This is a genomic window from Streptomyces sp. CNH287, from assembly GCF_000424825.1.
Genome location: NZ_KE384253.1, coordinates 388,527 through 407,763, shown reverse-complemented (window position 1 = coordinate 407,763; position 19,237 = coordinate 388,527). Strand labels below are relative to the sequence as shown.

The 19,237-nt window shown below is 71.6% G+C and carries 23 protein-coding genes; 7 read left to right on the top strand and 16 right to left on the bottom strand.

Annotated features, from left to right (window positions below; all coding sequences use genetic code 11):
- The 4 genes from H299_RS0131290 to H299_RS0131275 form a co-directional block, all read right to left on the bottom strand.
- Positions 1 to 318: cellulose binding domain-containing protein (locus tag H299_RS0131290; protein WP_199782533.1), on the bottom strand; the 318-nt coding region annotated here is incomplete at its 3' end.
- Positions 319 to 557: 239 nt separating this feature from the next.
- Positions 558 to 2,393, bottom strand: a complete 1,836-nt coding sequence (locus H299_RS0131285; RefSeq protein WP_051263014.1) for a glycoside hydrolase family 18 chitinase — start codon at positions 2,391 to 2,393, stop codon at positions 558 to 560.
- Positions 2,394 to 2,570: 177 nt separating this feature from the next.
- Positions 2,571 to 3,242 carry a response regulator transcription factor gene (locus H299_RS0131280; RefSeq protein WP_027751658.1) on the bottom strand — a complete coding sequence of 224 codons (672 nt, stop codon included), beginning with the start codon at positions 3,240 to 3,242 and terminating at the stop codon, positions 2,571 to 2,573.
- A 97-nt stretch (positions 3,243 to 3,339) separates the two neighbouring features.
- Positions 3,340 to 4,554 carry a histidine kinase gene (locus H299_RS0131275; protein WP_037761501.1) on the bottom strand — a complete coding sequence of 405 codons (1,215 nt, stop codon included), beginning with the start codon at positions 4,552 to 4,554 and terminating at the stop codon, positions 3,340 to 3,342.
- Between the two features lie 158 nt (positions 4,555 to 4,712).
- Here H299_RS0131275 and H299_RS37225 point away from each other — a divergent pair, with 158 nt between their 5' ends.
- Both H299_RS37225 and H299_RS39795 read left to right on the top strand, forming a co-directional pair.
- On the top strand, positions 4,713 to 5,279 hold the full coding sequence (locus H299_RS37225) for a hypothetical protein (RefSeq protein WP_037761498.1): 567 nt from the start codon (positions 4,713 to 4,715) through the stop codon (positions 5,277 to 5,279).
- An 86-nt stretch (positions 5,280 to 5,365) separates the two neighbouring features.
- Positions 5,366 to 5,635 (top strand): hypothetical protein, encoded by a 270-nt coding sequence (locus H299_RS39795; protein ID WP_158692417.1) that lies wholly within the window; start codon positions 5,366 to 5,368, stop codon positions 5,633 to 5,635.
- A gap of 126 nt (positions 5,636 to 5,761) precedes the next feature.
- Here H299_RS39795 and H299_RS0131260 read toward each other — a convergent pair whose 3' ends face one another.
- The 3 genes from H299_RS0131260 to H299_RS0131250 all read right to left on the bottom strand — a co-directional run bounded on the left by H299_RS0131260 (position 5,762) and on the right by H299_RS0131250 (position 7,656).
- Positions 5,762 to 6,319: a hypothetical protein gene (locus tag H299_RS0131260; protein WP_027751656.1), complete on the bottom strand. Its 558-nt coding sequence runs from the start codon at positions 6,317 to 6,319 to the stop codon at positions 5,762 to 5,764.
- Positions 6,320 to 6,555: 236 nt separating this feature from the next.
- Complete coding sequence (locus H299_RS37220; RefSeq protein WP_051263013.1) at positions 6,556 to 6,807, bottom strand: WXG100 family type VII secretion target; 252 nt, start codon at positions 6,805 to 6,807, stop codon at positions 6,556 to 6,558.
- Positions 6,808 to 6,891: 84 nt separating this feature from the next.
- Positions 6,892 to 7,656 (bottom strand): AraC family transcriptional regulator, encoded by a 765-nt coding sequence (locus H299_RS0131250; RefSeq protein WP_027751655.1) that lies wholly within the window; start codon positions 7,654 to 7,656, stop codon positions 6,892 to 6,894.
- A 53-nt stretch (positions 7,657 to 7,709) separates the two neighbouring features.
- Here H299_RS0131250 and H299_RS0131245 point away from each other — a divergent pair, with 53 nt between their 5' ends.
- A complete protein-coding gene (locus H299_RS0131245) occupies positions 7,710 to 8,936 on the top strand; it encodes an MFS transporter (RefSeq protein WP_027751654.1) in 1,227 nt (408 codons plus the stop codon).
- A gap of 137 nt (positions 8,937 to 9,073) precedes the next feature.
- Here H299_RS0131245 and H299_RS0131240 read toward each other — a convergent pair whose 3' ends face one another.
- Positions 9,074 to 10,060: a helix-turn-helix domain-containing protein gene (locus H299_RS0131240; protein ID WP_486587506.1), complete on the bottom strand. Its 987-nt coding sequence runs from the start codon at positions 10,058 to 10,060 to the stop codon at positions 9,074 to 9,076.
- Between the two features lie 235 nt (positions 10,061 to 10,295).
- On the opposite strand from H299_RS0131240, the gene H299_RS0131235 reads away from it, so the two are divergent.
- The gene (locus tag H299_RS0131235) at positions 10,296 to 11,222 is read left to right on the top strand and encodes an imine reductase family protein (protein ID WP_027751652.1); all 927 of its coding nucleotides are present in this window, start codon (positions 10,296 to 10,298) and stop codon (positions 11,220 to 11,222) included.
- 237 nt (positions 11,223 to 11,459) lie between these two features.
- Here the strand turns inward: H299_RS0131235 and H299_RS0131230 are convergent, their stop codons facing one another.
- Positions 11,460 to 11,924 carry a GNAT family N-acetyltransferase gene (locus H299_RS0131230; protein ID WP_027751651.1) on the bottom strand — a complete coding sequence of 155 codons (465 nt, stop codon included), beginning with the start codon at positions 11,922 to 11,924 and terminating at the stop codon, positions 11,460 to 11,462.
- A gap of 45 nt (positions 11,925 to 11,969) precedes the next feature.
- A complete protein-coding gene (locus tag H299_RS0131220) occupies positions 11,970 to 12,608 on the bottom strand; it encodes a LysE family translocator (RefSeq protein WP_027751650.1) in 639 nt (212 codons plus the stop codon).
- Between the two features lie 93 nt (positions 12,609 to 12,701).
- Between H299_RS0131220 and H299_RS38800 the strand changes: the two genes are divergently transcribed.
- Both H299_RS38800 and H299_RS37215 read left to right on the top strand, forming a co-directional pair.
- Positions 12,702 to 13,040, top strand: coding sequence for a DUF397 domain-containing protein (locus H299_RS38800; RefSeq protein WP_078513181.1), 339 nt, complete (start codon positions 12,702 to 12,704; stop codon positions 13,038 to 13,040).
- 110 nt (positions 13,041 to 13,150) lie between these two features.
- Positions 13,151 to 13,345, top strand: a complete 195-nt coding sequence (locus H299_RS37215; RefSeq protein ID WP_037761494.1) for a DUF397 domain-containing protein — start codon at positions 13,151 to 13,153, stop codon at positions 13,343 to 13,345.
- Positions 13,346 to 13,355: 10 nt separating this feature from the next.
- Here H299_RS37215 and H299_RS0131200 read toward each other — a convergent pair whose 3' ends face one another.
- Both H299_RS0131200 and H299_RS0131195 read right to left on the bottom strand, forming a co-directional pair.
- Positions 13,356 to 14,156 (bottom strand): SGNH/GDSL hydrolase family protein, encoded by an 801-nt coding sequence (locus tag H299_RS0131200; RefSeq protein ID WP_027751647.1) that lies wholly within the window; start codon positions 14,154 to 14,156, stop codon positions 13,356 to 13,358.
- Positions 14,143 to 14,724, bottom strand: a complete 582-nt coding sequence (locus H299_RS0131195) for a PadR family transcriptional regulator (protein ID WP_027751646.1) — start codon at positions 14,722 to 14,724, stop codon at positions 14,143 to 14,145. The genes H299_RS0131200 and H299_RS0131195 overlap by 14 nt, the downstream gene beginning before the upstream one ends.
- 158 nt (positions 14,725 to 14,882) lie before the next feature.
- Between H299_RS0131195 and H299_RS0131190 the strand changes: the two genes are divergently transcribed.
- Positions 14,883 to 15,887, top strand: a complete 1,005-nt coding sequence (locus H299_RS0131190; protein ID WP_027751645.1) for a MerR family transcriptional regulator — start codon at positions 14,883 to 14,885, stop codon at positions 15,885 to 15,887.
- 61 nt (positions 15,888 to 15,948) lie between these two features.
- Here the strand turns inward: H299_RS0131190 and aac(3) are convergent, their stop codons facing one another.
- The 4 genes from aac(3) to H299_RS0131170 all read right to left on the bottom strand — a co-directional run bounded on the left by aac(3) (position 15,949) and on the right by H299_RS0131170 (position 19,198).
- Entirely contained in the window at positions 15,949 to 16,842 is an 894-nt protein-coding gene (gene aac(3) / locus H299_RS37210) for an aminoglycoside 3-N-acetyltransferase (protein ID WP_037761491.1), read from the bottom strand.
- 90 nt (positions 16,843 to 16,932) lie between these two features.
- On the bottom strand, positions 16,933 to 17,505 hold the full coding sequence (locus H299_RS0131180; RefSeq protein WP_027751644.1) for a cob(I)yrinic acid a,c-diamide adenosyltransferase: 573 nt from the start codon (positions 17,503 to 17,505) through the stop codon (positions 16,933 to 16,935).
- A 34-nt stretch (positions 17,506 to 17,539) separates the two neighbouring features.
- Positions 17,540 to 18,295 (bottom strand): ABC transporter permease, encoded by a 756-nt coding sequence (locus H299_RS0131175; protein WP_027751643.1) that lies wholly within the window; start codon positions 18,293 to 18,295, stop codon positions 17,540 to 17,542.
- Positions 18,296 to 18,382: 87 nt separating this feature from the next.
- Positions 18,383 to 19,198 (bottom strand): ATP-binding cassette domain-containing protein, encoded by an 816-nt coding sequence (locus tag H299_RS0131170; RefSeq protein ID WP_037761637.1) that lies wholly within the window; start codon positions 19,196 to 19,198, stop codon positions 18,383 to 18,385.
- Positions 19,199 to 19,237: the final 39 nt, after the last annotated feature.

The following is a 19,237-nucleotide window of genomic DNA, read 5'->3' as shown; positions in this document are numbered from 1 at the left end:
GCCCCAGGACGGGGGTGTGGCGGTGTAGTGGTTGCCGTTCTTTGCGATCGAGCCGTTCCAGTGGGAGCCCACCGTGGTGCCGGCGGGGAAGTCCCACTCCAGCTTCCAGTTGGTCAAGGTGGTGTCGCCGGTGTTCTTGACGGTCCACTGACCGCCGAAGCCGGAGCCCCAGTCGGAGGTCTTGATGAACGTGGCTGTCGCCGATTCGGCGGCCTGAGCCGGCGCGGCCAGGCCGACGAGCAGGCCGACGGGCAGCACGAGTGCCACCCCGAGGGCCGTGATTCTGCGCTTGAGGCGCCGTGCGGTTCCAGATCTCAAGGATGCTCCTCGAGTACGGTCCGGAGAACCCGGAGCGGGTCGGGAAGGGACCTGCGCCGCCTTGCGAACGCGTAGAGGGCGCGCGCTCACCGCAGTCGTCGCGCAATCCGGCGTGCGGGCTTCCTCCCGCCGGAGCCCCGGCGGGGGTCAGCTGACCGGCCGGGGCGGGAGAACGGGGAAACGGGGAAGAGAGCAGGCGGTGCTCTCTCCCCCGTTCCGTCCTGCGGGACTCGGGGTTGCTACTTGAGTCCGCTGTCGATCGCGGTCATCAGCTCGCCGTTGCTGGTGTCACCGCTGAGTTCCCAGACGAACGCGCCGCCCAGACCCTGCTGCTTGGCGTAGTCCATCTTGCCCTTGATGGTGCTGGGCGTGTCGTAGCTCCACCACTGGTTGCCGCAGTGTGCGTAGGCGGTACCGGCGACAGTGCCGTTCGAGGGACACCGGGCCTTGAGGTCCTTGTAGTCCTCGATACCGGCCTCGTACTTGGCCGGCCCGGCTCCGGTGGCCGTGCCGCCGGGCTCGGACTGGGTGACGCCTGTCCAGCCTCGGCCGTAGAAGCCGATGCCCAGGAGCAGCTTGTCGGCCGAGATGCCCTTGGCCTTCAGCTTTTGGATGGCCGCGTCGGAGTTGAAGCCGTCCGTCGGGATGCCCGGGTACGACTTCAGCGGCGAGTGCGGGGCCGTCGGGCCCTTGTCCGCCCAGGCGCCGAAGAAGTCGTAGGTCATCACGTTGTACCAGTCGACGTATTGCGCCGCTCCGGCGTAGTCGGCCTTGTCGATCTTGCCGCCGGTGGAGGCGTCGGCCGTGATGGCGGCGGTGACCAGCTGCTTGCCGAACTTGGCGCGGAACGCCTGCATCATGTTCTTCATGACGGCGGGGCCGCTGCTGTCGCAGGTGAGGCCGCAGGCGTTGGGGTACTCCCAGTCCAGGTCGATCCCGTCGAACAGGCCCTGCCAGCGCGGGTCGTTGACGAGGTTGTAGCAGGACTCGGCGAACGCGGCCGGGTTCTTCATCGCGTGGGTGAAGCCGCCGGACCAGGTCCAGCCGCCGAAGGACCAGAGGATCTTCAGGTTCGGGTTCTTGGCCTTCAGCTTGAGCAGCTGGTTGAAGTTGCCGCGCAGCGGCTGGTCCCAGGTGTCGGCCTTGCCGTCGACGCTCTGGTCTGCGGTGTACTCGTTGTCGATGGCCGCGTACGAGTCGCCGATGGTGCACTTGCCGCCCTGGACGTTGCCGAACGCGTAGTTGATGTGCGTCAGCTTGGTTGCGGAGCCGGAGGTGTCGATGTTCTTGGCGTGGTAGTTGCTGTGGTAGACGCCCCACTCGGTGAAGTAGCCCATCTTCTTCTTGCCGGTGGGGTCGGGGTTGCCGCCCCCGCCGGTGGTGGTGGCCTGCACCGTGTTGCTGGCGGGGCTCACCTGGCCGATGGTGTCCTCGGCCGTGACGGAGTAGGAGTACTGGGTGCCCTTGGTGAGCCCGGTGTCCTGGTACGAGGTGCCCGTGACGGCCGCGACTTCGGTGCCGTTGCGGAAGACGTGGTACTTGGTGACGCCGTTGTCGTCGGTGGCCGCACCCCAGCTCAGGTCGATGCTGGTGTCCGTGATCGCACCGGACTTGAGGTCCTTGGGTGCGGTGGGCGCCGCGTCGCCGGGCTGGGTGCCGCCGTCACAGGGCTTGCCGTTGAGCTTGCAGTTGCTCGGCTCGCCGGTGCCGGTGCCGTTGAAGCCGATCGTGGTGCTCTGACCGGCAGGCAGCGAGGCGCCCCAGGACGGGGGTGTGGCGGTGTAGTGGTTGCCGTTCTTGGTGATGGTGCCGTTCCAGTGGGAGCCCACCGTGGTGCCGGCGGGGAAGTCCCACTCCAGCTTCCAGTTGGTCAGCGTGGTGTCGCCGGTGTTCTTGACGGTCCACTGACCGCCAAACCCGGTGTCCCATTCGGAGGTCTTGATAAAGGTGGCTGTCGCCGATTCGGCGGCCTGAGCTGGGGTAGCCAGGCCGACGAGCAGGCCGACGGGCAGCGCGAGTGCTACCGCGAAGGCCGTGATTCTGCGCTTGAAGCGTCGTGCGGATCCAGATCTCAAGGGCGCTCCTCGAGTAAGGTCCGGAAAACCCGGAGGGGTCGGGAAGGGGACCTGCGCCGCCTTGCGAACGCGTGTGGGGCACGCTCACCGCAGTCATCGGGGACACTAAAGAGGTCTGGACCACTGGTCAATAGGTATGGACCAGTTGGCATTCAACTGCTGTTCAAACCTCAGGCTTCACACCTCTGTCACGCCCAACTCCCGTGCCAGTACTGCGGCCTGTGTCCGGCTGCGCAGATCCAGCTTCCGCAGAAGCCTGCTGACATGCGTCTTCACTGTCGCCTCGGCCATCGACAAGCGGTCCGCCAGTTCGGCGTTCGACAGCCCCTCACCTAGGGCGCCGAGCACCTCCCGCTCCCGCGGCGTCAGCCCCTCCAACTCGGCCGGCGCGCCGCCTTGCGCTCGCCGCGCCGCTCCGGGCCGGGCGAACTCGGCGATCAGCCGCCGGGTCACCGCGGGCGCGATCATGCCCTCGCCCGCCGCTACCTTCTGCACCGCGTCGATCAGCACCGCCGCCTCGCTGTCCTTGAGCAGGAACCCGGCCGCCCCGGCACGCAGCGCGCCGAACACGTACTCGTCGAGGTCGAAGGTCGTCAGCACCAGGACGTCCGCCAGGCCCTCGCCGGTGATCTGCCGGGTCGCGGAGACCCCGTCGAGACGGGGCATCTGCACGTCCATCAGGACGACGTCGGGGCGCAGCTCCCGGGCCCGCCGCACCGCCTCCTCGCCGTCCGCGGCCTCGCCCACCACCTCGATGCCGTCCGCGCTGCGCAGGATCAGCAGCAGCCCCGCCCGTACCGCCGCCTGGTCCTCGGCGACCACCACCCGGATCGCTGCCTCGCCGCTCACGCCTGCTCCCTCTGCTCGCCCGTGCGCTTGGTTCCGCGCCGTTTCGTCTGCTTCGTTCTGCTTCGTTCAGTTCCGCCTGGCTTCGCTCCCGCACGGATCATGGCTCGGCCACGGGCAGTTCGGCCCGTACTTCCCACAGTCCGCGCTCCGGGCCGCCGTCACCGGCCGCGGGGACCGGGCCCACCGACAGGCTGCCCCGCAGCAGCTCCACCCGCTCGCGCATCCCGACCAGCCCCGCGCCGGAACCGGGTGCGCGCGGCCCGCGCCGGTCGCCGAGCGGATTGGTGACCTGTACGACCAGGGAGCCCCGCCCGTCCTCTCCGCCGGGGCCGATCCGGACGGTGACCGTGCCCGGCGCCGCGTGCTTGAGCGCGTTCGTCAGCGATTCCTGCACCACCCGGTACGCGGCCAGCTCCACCGGCGCGGGCAGCGTGGCGACCGCGTCCGTCGCCCGTTCGTCGTGCAGCACGAAGCGGAAGCCCCGCTCCGCTGTCGCGCGGGCGCGCGCCACCAGCGCGTCCAGCCCGTCCAGCGTCGGCGACGCGGCGGCCTCGCTCCCGCCCTCGGCATCCCGGAGGATGCCGATCAGGCGGCGCATCTCGGTCAGGCCCTGGACGCTGTTCTCCCGGATGACCCCCAACGCCTCGCGGCTTGCCGCGTGGTCGTCGGTGAGCGAGAGCGCGGCCGTGGAGTGGATGGCGATCGCGGACAGGTGGTTGGCGACCATGTCGTGCAGTTCGCGCGCCATACGGGCCCGTTCGGCGTTCACCGCCTGGGCCCGGTCCATCTCCGCGAGCAGCGCGGTCTGTTCGGACCGCAGCCGCTCGGCGGCGGCCTCGTCGCGGTGCTGCCGCACGATCACACCGGTGAACGCCGGAGCCATGGTCACCAGCCCCGTCACGACTCCGACGAGCACCGCCTGCGGGGTGCGGAAGACCACCGGCGGCACGATCGTGGCCAGCACGGTCAGCAGCACGGTGAACCGGGGCAGCCGCCACGCGAGCGCGGGACCGCCGTAGAGCACCGCCGCGTACAGCGTGTCCGTGAACATGAGGGCGGTGGCGACCAGGGTGCCCGACACGGCGTCGATCGCCAGCGCGGGCAGCGCGATCGACAGCGCCCACAGCGGCCTCGTACGGCGCAGCAGCTCCGCACCCGAGATCGCCGTCAGCGCCACCAGCGTGAGCCACGACGGCAGTCCGAACAGGGGCGGGCCGCCCTGAATGCCGAGCGCCCACAGCAGCAGGCCGCCGAGCAGCCCGGCCGAGCCGATCAGCACGTCTTCGTGGTGCGGGCGGGGCAGCGGGGGCATGGGTCCATCACAGCACGGCGGAGGGCTGCGGCACGTCGGCACACGGGGCCGTTGCGGTGTACATCGAAGGATGCAGTGCCGGATCGTCGCTGGTGACGACGCGTGGTGAGGGGAGGGTCGGCCAGTGTGGAGGGGAACGTAGGAGAGGAGACCGGACCGTGCTGGTCACCCTGATCATCATCAGCGAAGTCGGATTCTGGGTGCTGCTTGCCCTGGGCCTGTCACTGCGCTATCTGGCCAAGAAACCGCGCGCGGGCTGGGCGGTGCTGCTGTGCGAACCGCTCCTTGAGGTCGTCCTGCTCGTCGTCACCGCGATCGACCTGAAGAACGGTGCCGCACCGGACTGGAAGCACGGCCTCGCCGCCGTCTACATCGGCTTCACCGTCACCCACGGGCACTACCTGATCAGGTGGGCGGACGGTCACTTCGCCCACCGCTTCGCGGGCGGCCCGCCGCCGGCCAAGCCGCCGCGGTACGGGACGGCGCGTGCCGTGCACGAGTGGAAGATGTCGCTGCGTGCGATCGCTGCCGCGGGCATCGCGGCGGCCCTGCTCCAGTGCGCCGTCTGGTACGTGGGCGACGACGGCCGGACCGCCTCGCTGCACGCCTGGCAGGGCAAGATGGGCTTCGTGGTCGTGATCAGCCTGATCATCGCCCTCAGCTACACGATCTGGCCCAAGCAGGCCCCGGCCGCCAACGCCCCGAAGCACGAATCCGTGCCGTAGCCGCGCGGCGGGCCGCGTCAGGCGCAGTGGCGGAAGATCGCCGGGCAGGCGCCGAGAGTGGAGCAATCCCGGCACACGATGCCGGGATGCGACGCTTTGATGCTTGCTCGGCACGCTCATTTCCGGCCGTGATGTGCATCACGCTCAACGTTCATGCAGGCCCCTTTGCGAAGCGCGCGCAGTTGCGCGCGGCGACGGTGCTCGGCACTGCCGCCGTAAGTCTCACCCTTGCCATCGGCCCTGCCTACGCCGGCCATGCCGCCAGGTGGTACTCCTCGGCCAAGAAGTGCAACGCCGCCAACGCGGCTGGCTCCACTGGCCAGTGCTGCTGCAAGTCCGACCACCTCCACGTGTGATGGAGGTGCAAAGAGCCGCCCCTTCTCCTGCGGCGAACCACCGAGGGTTCCGGTTACGCCTCGCCCCTCGACGTCCCCCACGCCGCCCCGATCGACAGCCCCTGCCGCGTGCCGCGCGCGCGATGCCTACCGGGCGTCGACGGACCAGAAGAGACCGACCTCGTCCTCGGTGACGGCGATCAGCCCCAGGTCATGGCCCAGGGTCACGTACGGGTGACTCCCCGATGCCTGCCGCAGATAGTCATGGGCGGGATCGCTTCTCGCGTACGTGGAATTGGTGAGCAGCGTTCCTCCGGGAAGGAAACGGCTCAGCAGCGTACGGGCCCGGTCCAGCAGGTGTTCGCGATTCCCCGGGAATCCGGGAATCCTGTCCGCCCGGAACGACTCATCACAGGACATGGCCACCAGCAGCCGGGCCGCCGCGTCAGGGTGAACGACACTGAGGTACCTGTCCAGTTCCTCCGGTGCGACCGGGGCGAACGGGAAGAACGGCCCTTCGGTAGCGCGCTCGTACTCATCCGGAAGAATGCAGTCGAAGCCACGCGGATCGCTCGCCTCGCGTCTCATGACCGGGAGGGCATCCTCTTGCCAGTCCTGGTGACTGCGCGGCCCGACCAGGGAGATGACGTAGGCATCCTCGAAAAGCAGCAGCGCCTGGCTCCAGGCGTCTTTGTCGAGATGCATGCTGCTCGTCCCCTCGGATGCGGGCGGTCTCAGGCCGTCAGCGTAGGGAACTCGTTGAGCCGGCGCGCTCCAGCCTCAAGGCGCGAAGGAACTCCGGCACCGGCAGGTCCTCGGCCGGCGGGGACGGTGGGCTGGCAGCGGGGCCGAGCCGGAGTGGACACGCGGGCTGGCCGCGGTGCGCGTACTCGTGCCGTAGCCGCAGAGCGGTCCGCACGCCCCCGGTTCACGCCCCCGGTTCACGCACCCGCGACAGTCCGTACCGCTTCCTCGATGAGGACGAGCGTCTTGCGGATGGTGATCGCGTCCTCGTTCACGCCGCGCTGGAGGTCGGTGTAGGCGCGGGCGGCGGAGCTGCGCCAGCCGGATTCGATGCTGTCGACGATGCCGTTGAGCTGGTCGATCTTCCGCTTCAGGAGTTCCTGCATGTCGTCAAGGTCGGAGGCAAGGTCCGTCAGTTCCTTGTCGGTGATGCCGAGTCGTTCGCTCACGGTGCGTCCCCCTGTAGGCGCAGTGTGTTCGAACCTGTCACTTTACGACACGGACAGCACACTCATCGTGCTGGAAGTGGTTCGTCAGGGGCGGGCGGTGCGGCGCTGGTGGGTGCCGGGGGTGTGGCCGTAGGCGCGGCGGAAGGCGTCGATGAAGGCGCTGGTGGAGGACCAGCCGCAGCGGTGGGCCACGTTCGTCACCGGCAGGTCCTCGGCCAGCAGGCGCAGGGCGTGGTAGAGGCGCAGTTGGGTGCGCCACTGCGGGAAGGTCATGCCCAACTCGTCGCGGAAGAGGCGGCTGAGGGTGCGTTCGGCCGCGCCCGTCGCCGCCCCCAGGGCGGCCAGCGTGCGCGGGTCCGCCGGGTCGCGGTGCAGGAGGCCGCAGACGGCCCTCAGCCGCGGGTCGGCGGGGGCGGGGAGCGGGACGGGCTGCTGCGGTGAGGCGCGCAGCTGGTCCAGGAGGACCGCACGCAGGCGTTCCGCCTCCGGGGAGCCGTCGTGGGCGCCTCGCGTGCAGGCGAGGATCAGCTCGCGCAGCAGGGGGCTGACGGTGAGCACGGTGGGGTCGTCCAGGCCCAGCGGGTTGACGTGACGGGGCAAACCCAGCAGGTGCAGCGCGAGGTGGCCGCTGGCGCGGTGGGCGTGGACGCATCCGGCGGGGACCCAGAGGGCGCGGGTGCCGGGGGCGAACCAGGTGCCCGCGCCGGTGGTGACGGCCACCACACCGGAGCCCGCGTAGATGATCTGGTGGTCGTCGTGCCGGTGTGCGTCGATGCGCTCCCCGGGGGCCAGTACGCGGGTCCTGGTGGGTGCCGCCGGGGTGTGGCGGACGGGGCGGGTTTCCGGCATCATCAGGCATTTTATGGGAAGCGCGCCACGCCGGCCATGGCGACGATGAGGAGATGCCGACCCGACAGCCCTCCCGCACCCGGCTGATCACCCTGCTCGCCCTGGGCCACGCCTGCGTGGACGTCTACCAGGGCGCGGTGGCCGCGCTGGTGCCGTTCTTCGTCGCCGAACGGGCCTACACCTACGCCACCGCCTCCGGCATCGTGCTGGCCGCCTCACTGCTGTCCTCCGTGGTGCAGCCGCTGTTCGGGGCCGTGACCGACAGGTGGGCGCTGCCCTGGCTGCTGCCGCTGAGCACGCTGATGGCCGGTGCGGGTGTCGCGTCCGCCGGGGTGGGCGGCTCGTACGCGCTCACGCTGGCGGCCGTCGCGGTGTCCGGGATCGGCGTCGCCGCCTACCATCCGGAGGCCGCACGCGTGGCACGCCATGCCTGCGGGGGCAGTCACACCGCGATGGCCTGGTTCTCGCTCGGCGGCAACTTCGGCTTCGCCGGGGCGCCGCTGATGGTCTCCGCCGCCGTCGCCACCGGCGGGCTGCGCGCCTCGCCGCTGCTGGTCGTCCCGGCCCTGGCGGGCGCCGCGCTGTGCGTCGCCGCGCTGCGGGGCCTGCGCGCCCCTGACGCGGCGGGTCCGCCCCCGCGCGCGGGGGCGGCCGCCGGGCGCGACGACTGGGCGTCGTTCCTGCGGCTGTCGGCCGCCCTCGTGTGCCGCTCGGTGGTCTTCGTCGGCCTCGGCACCTTCCTCTCGCTGTACGCGCGCCAGCGCACCGGAGGCGGCGAAGCCGCCGGTACGGCCGCGCTGTTCGTGCTCTACCTGGGCGGCGCGGTGGGCACCGTCGCGGGCGGGCGCTTCGCCACCCGCTGGGGTCGCCTCCCGGTCGTGCGGTGGTCCTACGCGCTGACCGTCCTCGCGGTGGCCGGGGTGGTCCTGGTGCCCGGCCCGCTGCTGTACGGGTGCGTCGCGCTCACCTCGGCGGGCCTGTACGTGCCCTTCTCCCTGCACGTCACCCTCGGCCAGGACTACCTGCCCCGGCGCATGGGCACCGCCAGCGGCGTCACGTTGGGGCTGGCCGTCAGCATGGGCGGCCTCGCCGGCCCGCTGATCGGCGCCCTCGCGGACGCCACGTCGTTGCGGGTCGCCCTCGCCCCGCTGATCGCGCTGCCCGCCCTGGGCTGGCTGCTGGTGCGGACCCTGCGGGAGCCGGAGGTGGTCGGGAAGGCCGGGCCGCCCGGCGCCACGGCGCCGCCGGGGTCTGCTGCCGAGGCCCCGGTACGGCCCTGACCGCCAGGGTGCGGCGGGCGTGCGTCACGGCGGGTGCGGGTCGCGAGGAGCGGCGAGCGTCGTGCGGGCGGTCGCGCCGGGGGAGTGGCGACAACCCCGGGTCCGGCGTGCCGAGGGCAGGCCCTGCGGGACAGACCTCAGCCGCGCGTGTCCGCGAAGGAGCGGCGGTACTCCCGGGGCGAGACCCCGACATGCAGCATGAAGTGCCGCCGCAGGTTGGCCGCCGTGCCCAGGCCGCTGCGCTCGCTGACGCGCTCGATCGGCAGCGTGGTGGATTCCAGCAGCGTCTGGGCCCGCGCGAGGCGCTGGTTGAGCAGCCACTTGAGCGGCGTCGTCCCCGTCGCCGCCTGGAGCTGCCGGAAGAAGGTGCGCGGGCTCACCCCTGCGCGGTGGGCCAGGTCGATGACGGTCAGCGGTTCGTGCAGCCGCGCGCTCGCCCACTCCAGCACCGGTCCGAGCCCCGCCTCGTCCGTGGCCGGGACCGACAGGTCGATGAACTGCGCCTGCCCGCCCGCCCGGTGGGCCGGGACGACCAACCGCCGTGCGAGCTGGTTCGCCACCCGCGCCCCCAGGTCGCAGCGCACCAGATGCAGGCACAGGTCCAGGCCCGCGGTCATCCCGGCGCTGGTGAGTACGTCGCCGTCGTCCACGTAGAGCACCGAGTCGTCCACGGTGACCTTCGGGTACCGCTTGGCCAGGTCGTCGGTGTGCATCCAGTGCGCGGTGGCCCGCCGCCCGTCCAGCAGGCCGGCCTCGGCCAGCGCGAACGCGCCCGTGCAGAGCGACACCATCCGTGCCCCCGACTCCGCCGCCAGCCGCAGCGCCGCCACCAGGGCGGGCGGCACCGGCGCCCCTTCGTCCACCACGGACATGGGCACCGAGGGGACGACGACGGTGTCGGCCGTCGCCAGCGAGTCCAGCCCGTACGGGGTGCGCAGCGCGAAGCCGTCCAGGGCTCCGGCGCCCGGCGCCTCGTCGGGCGGGCCGGGCGCGGCGCACAGCCGCAGCGTGTACCAGGTGTCGGTGAGGTCCGGCTGCGGCTTGCCGAACACCGAGCAGGCGATGGCCAGTTCGTACAGGTCCCACGGCGGCACGTCGACGTCGTCCACGACCGCGATCGCCACGCTGCCCGGCCTCACGCGCCGCACCTCCGCCGAGCGCCCGCGCGGGCGCGCAACCCATAGTCCATGGCCGCACCGTACGACAGCGCGATGCGGCGAAGGGGCGTGGCAGGAATTTTGCGGACGCCGTCAGTCCTGCCACTGTCCGGGGCGTCCGGGCGGTGCGAGCGTAGAGACCGAGCGAGGCGCCCGCTCGCCCACGACAGCACCCGTCACCCGTCACAGGAGCAGCACACCCATGAGCACCACGCGATCCGCAGCCGCCACCGGCCCGGCCACCGCCCCGAGCCCCGCGGTCGGCGTCCTCGGCCTCGGCCTGATGGGCCAGGCCCTGGCCGCCGCTCTCGTCGGCGCCGGCCACCCCACCACCGTCTGGAACCGTTCGCCCGACAAGGCGGCGGACCTCGTCGCCCAGGGCGCGACGCTCGCCGCGTCGGCGCACGACGCGGTGACCACGAGCGAGGTCGTGATCGTCTGCGTCACGGAGTACGACGCCGTGCGCGCCCTCGTCGAACCGCTCGCCGAGGCCCTGCGCGGCCGGGTACTGGTCAACCTCACCTCCGGCTCGTCCGCGCAGGCCAGGGAGTTCGCCGCCTGGGCCGCCGAGCACGGCGTCGACTACCTGGACGGCGCGCTCATGGCCATCCCGCCGGTCATCGGCACGCCGCACGCCTTCGTGCTGTACGCGGGCGGGCGCCCGGTGTACGAGGCGGCCGAGCCCGTCCTGCGCGTCCTGGCTCCGGCGGGCACCACCCATCTCGGTACCGACCACGGTCTGTCGTCGCTCTACGACGTCGCCCTGCTCGGCCTGATGTGGGGCGCCCTGAACAGCTTCCTGCACGGCGCGGCGCTGCTGGGCACGGTGGGGGTGCCGGCGGCCGACTTCGCGCCGTTCGCCAACCAGTGGCTCAACTCGGTCACCGGCTTCGTCTCCGCGTACGCCGCCCAGATCGACGCCGGTGAGTACCCCGCGCACGACGCGAAGATCGAGACTCACCTGGCGACCATGCACCACCTCCGCCACGAGAGCGAGGCGGGCGGTGTCGACACCGCGCTGCCGCTGTTCGTCCAGGCCCTGGCCGATCAGGCGATCGCCCAGGGGCACGGCGGGTCCAGCTATGCGGCGGTGATCGAGCAGTTCCGCGCGGGCACCGCTGCGTCCTAGGCCGTGTCGTCGAAAGGACGGCGTCCGGCCGGAGGCCGGGCTGTGCGGCGTCCGGTGCGTCCCCTGGGCCCGTAGGGCCCGGGGAGACCCCAGCGCTTGCTTCGCTCGCTTCGTCTCGACTCCTGTTTCCGGTCCCCGGCTGCCGAGCGCGCTCCCAAGGCGGAGGGTCGTCCTCGTAGCCGGGCACGGAGGGCCACCGGACCGTGAGCACCACCGACTCCTCTTCCGATCCGTGAATCAGGTGACGGCCTGGCGATAGATCTGCCGGGAACCGCCTTCCGGCCCCGGACCGGCAGCCTCGGCAGGGGCGAAGCCCAGACGCTCGTAGAAGACACACGCGCCGCTGGCGGAAGCGCCGGGGTGATCGGCCCCGAAAGTGACCACCTCGATGCTGCCCGGGCCCCGCACCCACCTGCGCATCGCGTCCGACATCAGTGCGCGACCGACGCCCTTGCCCCGTGCCTGCTCCGCGACGACAAGCCAGTGGACGCGGTAGGCCGACGCCTCCGCTCCGAACAGCATCCCGCCGAGGAGCTCCGGCCCCGAGGACACAGCGACGAGCGCCCTGGACCGACGCACGTGCTCGCGCACAGCGTCATGGAAACCGCCATCCTCGACCATCGGACCGAACCAGTGCTCAACCTGAGCCGCCAGGTCAAGGAAGCCGGGCAGGTCTTCATCTCCCGCGAGTCTGACGATCAGCCGAGCAGTCTGGCATGAACCAAGCGAACGTCGCCTGAAGCGCGTCTAGTCGGGCGCGAATGCCAGCCGTGCGGCAAGCCCGGCGAAGACCGTGCCGCTGAAGAGATTGAGCCCGCGCGCCACGCGGCGGCTACGCCGCAACAGCGACGAGAGCCGGCCGGAGAGCAGACCGATCGAGGCATCCACGGCCAAGCCCACGAATACCAGCGTGAATCCCAGGACCAGGAGTTGCCCCACCGGGTGCCCGAGGTCCGGGTTCACGAACTGCGGCAGGAAGGCCACGTTGAAGAAGATCACCTTCGGGTTGAGCAGATTGGTGACGGCCCCCTGCCGGAACGTCCGGACGCGCCCTGGTACGGGGATTCCGGTGGCCGCAGCTTCCTCGCCACCGAGGTGGGAGCGGTCGCGGAATGCCTGTACCGCGAGGTAGAGGAGATAGGCCGCGCCGAGCCAGCGCAGGATGTGGTAGAGCGTCGGCAGTGACATGAAGAGCGCCGAGAGGCCCAGTGCAGCGGCTCCCGCATGCACAAGGGCACCGAACGCCACGCCCAGAGCTGCCATAAGGCCGGTAGTCGGCCCACCGCGTCCTCCCATGGCCACGACGAACATCATGTCGGGCCCTGGAGTGATACACAGGGCAAAGGCGGCGGCCAGGAAGGTCACGTACAGAGAAGCATCTACCATGGCCGCCATGCTGGCCAGTGCGCTCTCGCACGGCGACCCAATTCCACGGACTGAGATGTCGGCCGCTGGCCGCTGCGTCGTTCACACGCACGGATGGGCGCACGTTTGCGGGTCGCGGAGTTCGAACCAGACGCTCTTGCCGGATGCCGCGGAGCAGGCCGCTCTCAGCATGGAAGAGTCGGAACAGGTCATCCACCACATCGCACGAGAGTGGTGAGATCTGTGAGAATCAACAAGGCAACCGAGTGGCAGAAGTCCTCGTTCTCTGGCGGGGAGGGAGCGAATTGCGTCGAGGTCGCACAGAAGGCGCCTGGTGTCGCGCTCCGTGAAGGTGACGAACCCAGCGTTGTCGTGGAGACCACGCAGGCTCGGTTCGCCGGGCTGATATCCCTTGCCAAGCGCGGGGGTTTCCCATACCTCGCTGGTCGGTGACCTCCCCGTCGGTCGGGGGTTCGACCGCTTCGTGGGTGTGGGTGCCGTCTCCCCCGAGCATGACCGCCGCGCACGTGCCTGGCCCACATGGAGTGAACTGTGAGACGCGGATGCCGTGGCAGAAGAGTTCGTTCTCGGAGGCCAACGGCCCCGAGTGCGTGGAAGTTGTGCGGGTGGGCGATGGGGTCGCGCTCCGCGAGAGCGACGACCCCCGTGTCGTCATGGAGACCACACCCGTCCGGTTTGCCGGGCTGATAGCCGTCGCGAAGCGGGGGACGCTGGCGGGGGTCGGCCGGGGCCGGTGAGGCGCGCCGGTTAGCCCGGCAGCCGTACCGGGGTCAGTTCAGGCTGCTTCGCGGTGCGGCCGTCGCCCGTGGAGCGTCCGCGCATGCGGCGGTGTACCCAGGGGCCGAGGAAGCCGCCGATCCAGGCGGCCTCCGTCGCCGCCGTCTGCCACGCGCGGCGGGCGGGGCGTGGCGGCAGCGGGTGGGACCAGGAGTCGTCGCTGCCGGGCAGGCCCAGCGCGTCGGCGGCGGCTGCGGCGATCCGCGCGTGGCCCAGCGAGTTGGCGTGCAGCCGGTCCGGACGCCAGATGCGCGGGTCGGCGGCGAAGGAGAGGGGGAAGGTGTCCACGACGGTCACCCCGTGGCGCGCGGCGGCCAGCCGGATACGGGCGTTGAGGTCGAGTACGCGCGGGCGCAACGGCCGGGTGGCCGGGGCGAGCCGGGCGATGTCGGGGAAGGTGAAGGTGAACACGCGGGCCCCGGCTGCGGTGAGTTCCGCATACATCGCCTCCAGGTCGTGGCCGACGGCCACCGGGTCGTAGCCGGGCCGGATCAGGTCGTTCATCCCGGCCAGTACGGCCGCCAGGTCGGGCCGCATCGCGAGTGCGGGCGCGAGCTGCTCGTCGCGGATGCGGGCGGTGACCCGGCCGCGTACGGCCAGGTTGGCGTACCGGACCTCCGGGTTGACCGTGGCGAGCAGGGCGGCGAAGCGGTCGGCCCAGCCCCGGTAGCCGCGTATCTCGTCGCCGTCGCCCAGCCCTTCGGTCTGGCTGTCGCCGAGCGCGACGAAGCGGGCGTAGGCGGGTGCGGGCGGCGTTTCAGGGTCCGGCATGGCGGGTGGTCTTCCTCTCGTGCAGGACGCGCGCGGTACTCAGGCACCAGGTGCGGTGCTCCCGTTCGAGTGCCCGGCCGCGCAGGCAGGTCAGGTACGGTCCGACGCGGTCGCCCGCGCGCAGGAAGGTCTCCTCGTCCAGGTCGCCGCGCAGCCGGACGAGCAGCTGGTCGAAGATCGCGGCCCGGGCACCGGCGACCTCCGCGCGTTCGCGCAGCTGCGCGAGCACCGCGTCGGCTCCCTCGGTGTCCAGCTGGTCGACGGCCTGGACCTTGACCATCAGGTCGTCCCGGATGAAGGACGGTTTGGCGGCTGCCGCCGCGAAGCGCTCCAGTTCGCCCATCCCGGCTTCGGTGACGCGGAAGAGCCGCTTGTTGGGGCGGGTCTCCTGGACGACCTCGCGGCCGGCGACCAGCCCGTCCCGCTCCAGCTTCGCCAGCTCCAGGTAGAGCTGCTGCGGCAGCGCGTACCAGAAGTTGGCGACGCCGATGTCGAACGCCTTGGCGAGCTGGTATCCGCTGTACTCACCGTCGAGCAGCGCGGCCAGTACGGCGTGGCGCAGGGCCATGGGTCAGCCTCCTCCTCGGCGGTGGTGTCCGGTGGTGTCCGAACAGATAGTCAACAATATGAGTAATCATAACACTGAGCATGCCGAGTCGGCCGCTTGACCCGTCCCCAGGGGGTCGGGTCTAGCGTGCGGGTACCGGACCACGGAAGGAGGAGCAGATGCGAGCGGGAGAGGCCGCCGCCTCGGCCGGAGTGACGGTCAAGGCGCTGCGCTACTACGAGTCGGTCGGGCTGCTCCGGCCCGAGCGGCTGCCCAACGGGTACCGCGACTACAGCGCCGCCGACGTCCGCCTCGTCACGGAGATCCGCGCGCTGCGGTCGCTGGGCATGACTCCCGAGGAGACCCGGCCGTTCCTGGTCTGTCTGCGGGAGGGGCACGAGGCCGCCGACGACTGCCCGGAGTCGCTGGCCGCGTACCAGGAGAAGATCGACAGCCTGGACGTGCTGATCAGCGGGCTCACCCGCAGCCGGGCAGCGCTGGCGCGGCAGATGCGTGCCGCCGCCCGGCGGGGTTTCCCGCCGCCCTTCCCCGACGAAGAAGACGACTTCGCGGAAGACTCCGCAAAAGAGGAGGCACCACGCATGTCCACGGCACTACCCAGCCCCGACCCGCTGCCCCAGGGTCTGACCGCTCCCGAGGACGACGGCGGAGCCCGCCATCTGATCGGCCAGCGGCTGCCCCCGCTCTCCCTGCTATCCACGGACGGGGAGCACGTCGTCCTCGACTCGGCCGAGCGCGGCCGGTGGGTGCTCTTCCTCTACCCGCTGACCGGCGAACCGGGCCAGGACATGCCCCGCGGCTGGGACGAGATCCCCGGAGCACGGGGATGCAGCCAGGAGGCGTGCGGCTTCCGGGACAACCTCGCCGCGCTCGAGGCGGCGGGCGCCCGCCAGGTCCTGGCGCTGTCGTCCGACCGGGCCGAGTACCAGCGCAGCCTCGTACAGCGCCTGCACCTGCCCTATCCGCTGCTCTCCGACCCGCGGCTCTCGCTGGCGGACGCGCTGCGGCTGCCGACGTTCGAGGCCGACGGCAACAGGCTGCACCGGCGCCTGACGATGGTCGTCGACGGCGATCGGATCGCCCACGTCTTCTACCCGGTCTTCCCGCCGGACACGCACGCGGCGCAGGTCGCCACGTGGCTGGCGGCGAACCCGCCGGAGTGACGGGCGCGGGCCGGGGTGTGCCGCGCCGCCGGACACGCACGCGCCGCCGGGCGTGACGCGTTCAGCCGGGTGAGGGCTCGGGCGCAGGCGCATCCGGGGCGCTGCCGCCGCCCAGTTCGCGTTCCATCCAGGCCACCCCGAACCGGGCCGCCTCGCCCGCGTTGAAGAGATGGCTCTCCGCCGCGCCGACCTGGCCGCGGGTGCCGATGCCGGCCGCGAGCATGTCGCGGGCGATCACGGTGAACGGCCACTCGTCGTCGTCCGGCACCACTGACGAGTAGTCGAAGGCCCCGTCCTCCGAGTCGATGTCGTGGAAGCGGCGCCACACCCGCGCGCCGTCCACCAGGATCGGCTGCTCGTACTCCACGAAGCGCTTGCCGGGCGCATCCGCCAGCGCCTCGGAGTGGTGCAGCAGGGTCATCGAGTCGAGCGGCGCGCCCAGCAGCAGCACCTTGCCGTCCGCCTCGACCAGCCGGGCCAGCGGGCTGCCGGGGCCGTGCGGGCCGTCCCAGGGATGGTCCGCCATCAGCGCGGCGGCGCTGGAGCCCAACGCGGCGAAGCTCGCGTCCGGGTGGCGGCTGCGCACCGCGCCCGGCCAGCGGCGCAGCGCCTCGGGCAGCCTGCCGTTGGCGTGGTCGGCCTCGCTGACCTCCGGGTCGTACGCCGGGTGGTGCGCGCGCAGTTCCGCCTGCCACTCGGCGGGCCAGTCGGTGAAGTCGTACGGCGGCGCGTCGTTCCAGCCGCAGGTGACCATCAGTGTGCCCGCCGCGCCGACCACGTCCAGCAGCGCGCCGACGACCGTCGGCGGACCGCCCGCAACGTAGCCGAGCGCCGACATCCGGGTGTGGAACATCACCGTGTCGCCGGGGCGCAGACCGAGCGCGCGTACGTCCCTTGCCAGCCGCTCCCTGGTGACCGGGCCGCCGGAGCGGGCGAGCAGTTCCTCTTCATCCATCCGGCCAACCTGCCATGCGGACGATCTTGGCGCCAGCGATTTCCGGCCGGTGACCGCGAGCGGGCGGTACGGGGCGGGCGTGCGGCCGGACTAGCGGTTCTCGCCCGGCACCCACAGGACGTCGCCGACCGCCTTGTTCGCCGTACGGGCCAGGATGAACAGCAGGTCCGAGAGGCGGTTGAGGTACGTCGCCGTCAGCGCGTTCATGACGTCGCCGTGCTCCTCCAGAGCGGCCCAGGTCGAGCGCTCGGCGCGGCGTACGACGGTGCACGCGTGGTGCAGCAGGGCCGCGCCGGGGGTGCCGCCGGGGAGGATGAAGCTGCGCAGCTTCTCCAGCTCCTCGAGGTAGCGGTCGCAGTCGGCCTCGAGCTTGTCGACGTAGCCCTGCTCGACGCGGAGCGGCGGGTACTCCGGGTCCTCGGCCACCGGGGTGGCGAGGTCGGCGCCGACGTCGAACAGGTCGTTCTGCACGCGTACGAGGACCTCCCGCACGTCCTCCGGGAGCGCTCCGGTCGCGACGGCGACGCCGATCACGGCGTTCGCCTCGTTGGCGTCGGCGTAGGCGGTGATGCGGGAGTCCGTCTTGGCGGTGCGGCTCATGTCGCCGAGGGCGGTGGTGCCGTCGTCTCCGGTGCGGGTGTAGATGCGCGTCAGGTTGACCATGCGCCGAGCGTAGCCGTGCCGCCGCGACGGGCGCTCACGCGCCCGCCTTGCGGAAGAGGCGGGCGCCCGCCGTCATCGAGGCGGCGGCCAGGGCGGCGGCGACCGCCGCGCCCAGGAGCACCGTCCCGTCCGCGTAGTCGCTGACAAACGCCGCCCGTACCGCGTCCACCAGGTAGCGCAGCGGGACGAGGTGGGAGAGCGTGTCCAGCCAGCCGGGCGCCAGGGCCATCGGCAGCAGCAGTCCGGACAGCAGCATCACCGGCAGGTTGACGGCGTTGACGACCGGTGCGAACGCCTGCGGCGAGTCCACCCGCATGGCCAGCGCGTACGACAGCGAGGCGAGCGACATCGCCAGCACCGCCACGAACGCGAAGCCGACGAGCGCGCCGAGTACCGGGACGCGCAGCCCGAAGGCGACCCCGGCCAGCACCAGGAGAACGGACTGCATCAGGAGTTGTACGACGTCCCGCAGCACCCGTCCCAGCAGCAGGGCCAGCCTGCTCACCGGGGTGACCCGCATCCGCTCGATCACCCCGTACTGCTTCTCGAGCAGGATGGAGAAGCCCGCGAAGGCCGAGCTGAACAGGCCTAGCTGGATGAGCAGGCCGGGGATGAGGATCTGCCAGGCGTCGCCCTCACCGCCCAGCGGGACAGTCTCCAGCAGCGGGCCGAAGAAGACGAGGAACAGCATCGGCTGGAGGAGGCCGAAGGTCAGCGCGAGTCGGGAGCGCAGGGTCTGGCGCAGGTAGCGGCTGAAGATGACACCGGTGTCGGTCAGCAGTTGGGGCATGGGTATGGCTCCGCTTCTCTTCTGTACTGCACTGCTCTGTACGGCTTCTGTGGGACGCGGCTTCCGCGCGGCTTGCTCTGCCGTGCGTCAGACGGCGACCGGGGCGGCGGCCGGAGGTCCGGCGGGGGACGCCGGGCCGTGGCCGGTGATGGCGATGAAGGTGTCCTGCAAGGTGGCGTCGGGCGACCCGCCGTACTCCGCCTTGAGGGCCTGCGCCGTGCCCTGGGCGACGACCAGGCCCTTGTCGACGATCACCAGCCGGTCCGCGAGGGCCTCCGCCTCGTCCAGGTAGTGGGTGGTGAGGAAGACGGTCATGCCCAGCTCGGCGCGCAGCCGCCGCACCAGCTCCCACAGGTCGGCGCGGCTGCCGGGGTCGAGCCCGGTGGTCGGCTCGTCCAGGAAGAGGATCTCGGGCCGGTGGGTGAGGCTCATCGCCAGGTCGAGCCGCCGCCGCTGGCCGCCGGAGAGCGCCGCGCATCCGCGGTCCAGCAGGCCGGTCAGGTCCAGCTCGGCGGCCAGCTCCTCGGCGCGGGCCGCGGCCTGGGCGCGGGGGAGCCGGTAGAGCCGGGCCTGCGTGGTCAGTTCCTCCCGCACGGTGATCTGCGGATCGACCCCGCCGGCCTGGGCCACGTAGCCGATCTTGCGGCGTACGCCCTCGGGGTCGCGCGCCAGGTCCAGGCCCGCGACCGTCGCGGTGCCGCCGGTGGGGGCGAGCAGGGTGGTGAGCATGCGGAGCGTGGTGGTCTTCCCCGCGCCGTTGGGGCCGAGGAAGCCGAGGATCTCACCGCGCTCGACGGTCAGGTCGATGCCGCGTACGGCCTCGACGGTGCCGGACTTGAGGGTGAAGCTCCGGGCGAGGCCGGAGGCGTGGAGGGCGGGGGCGGGGATGGCTGGGGGGTGCATGGAGGAGGGCATGCCGCCAAGAAAAGCAGAGTCACTTAA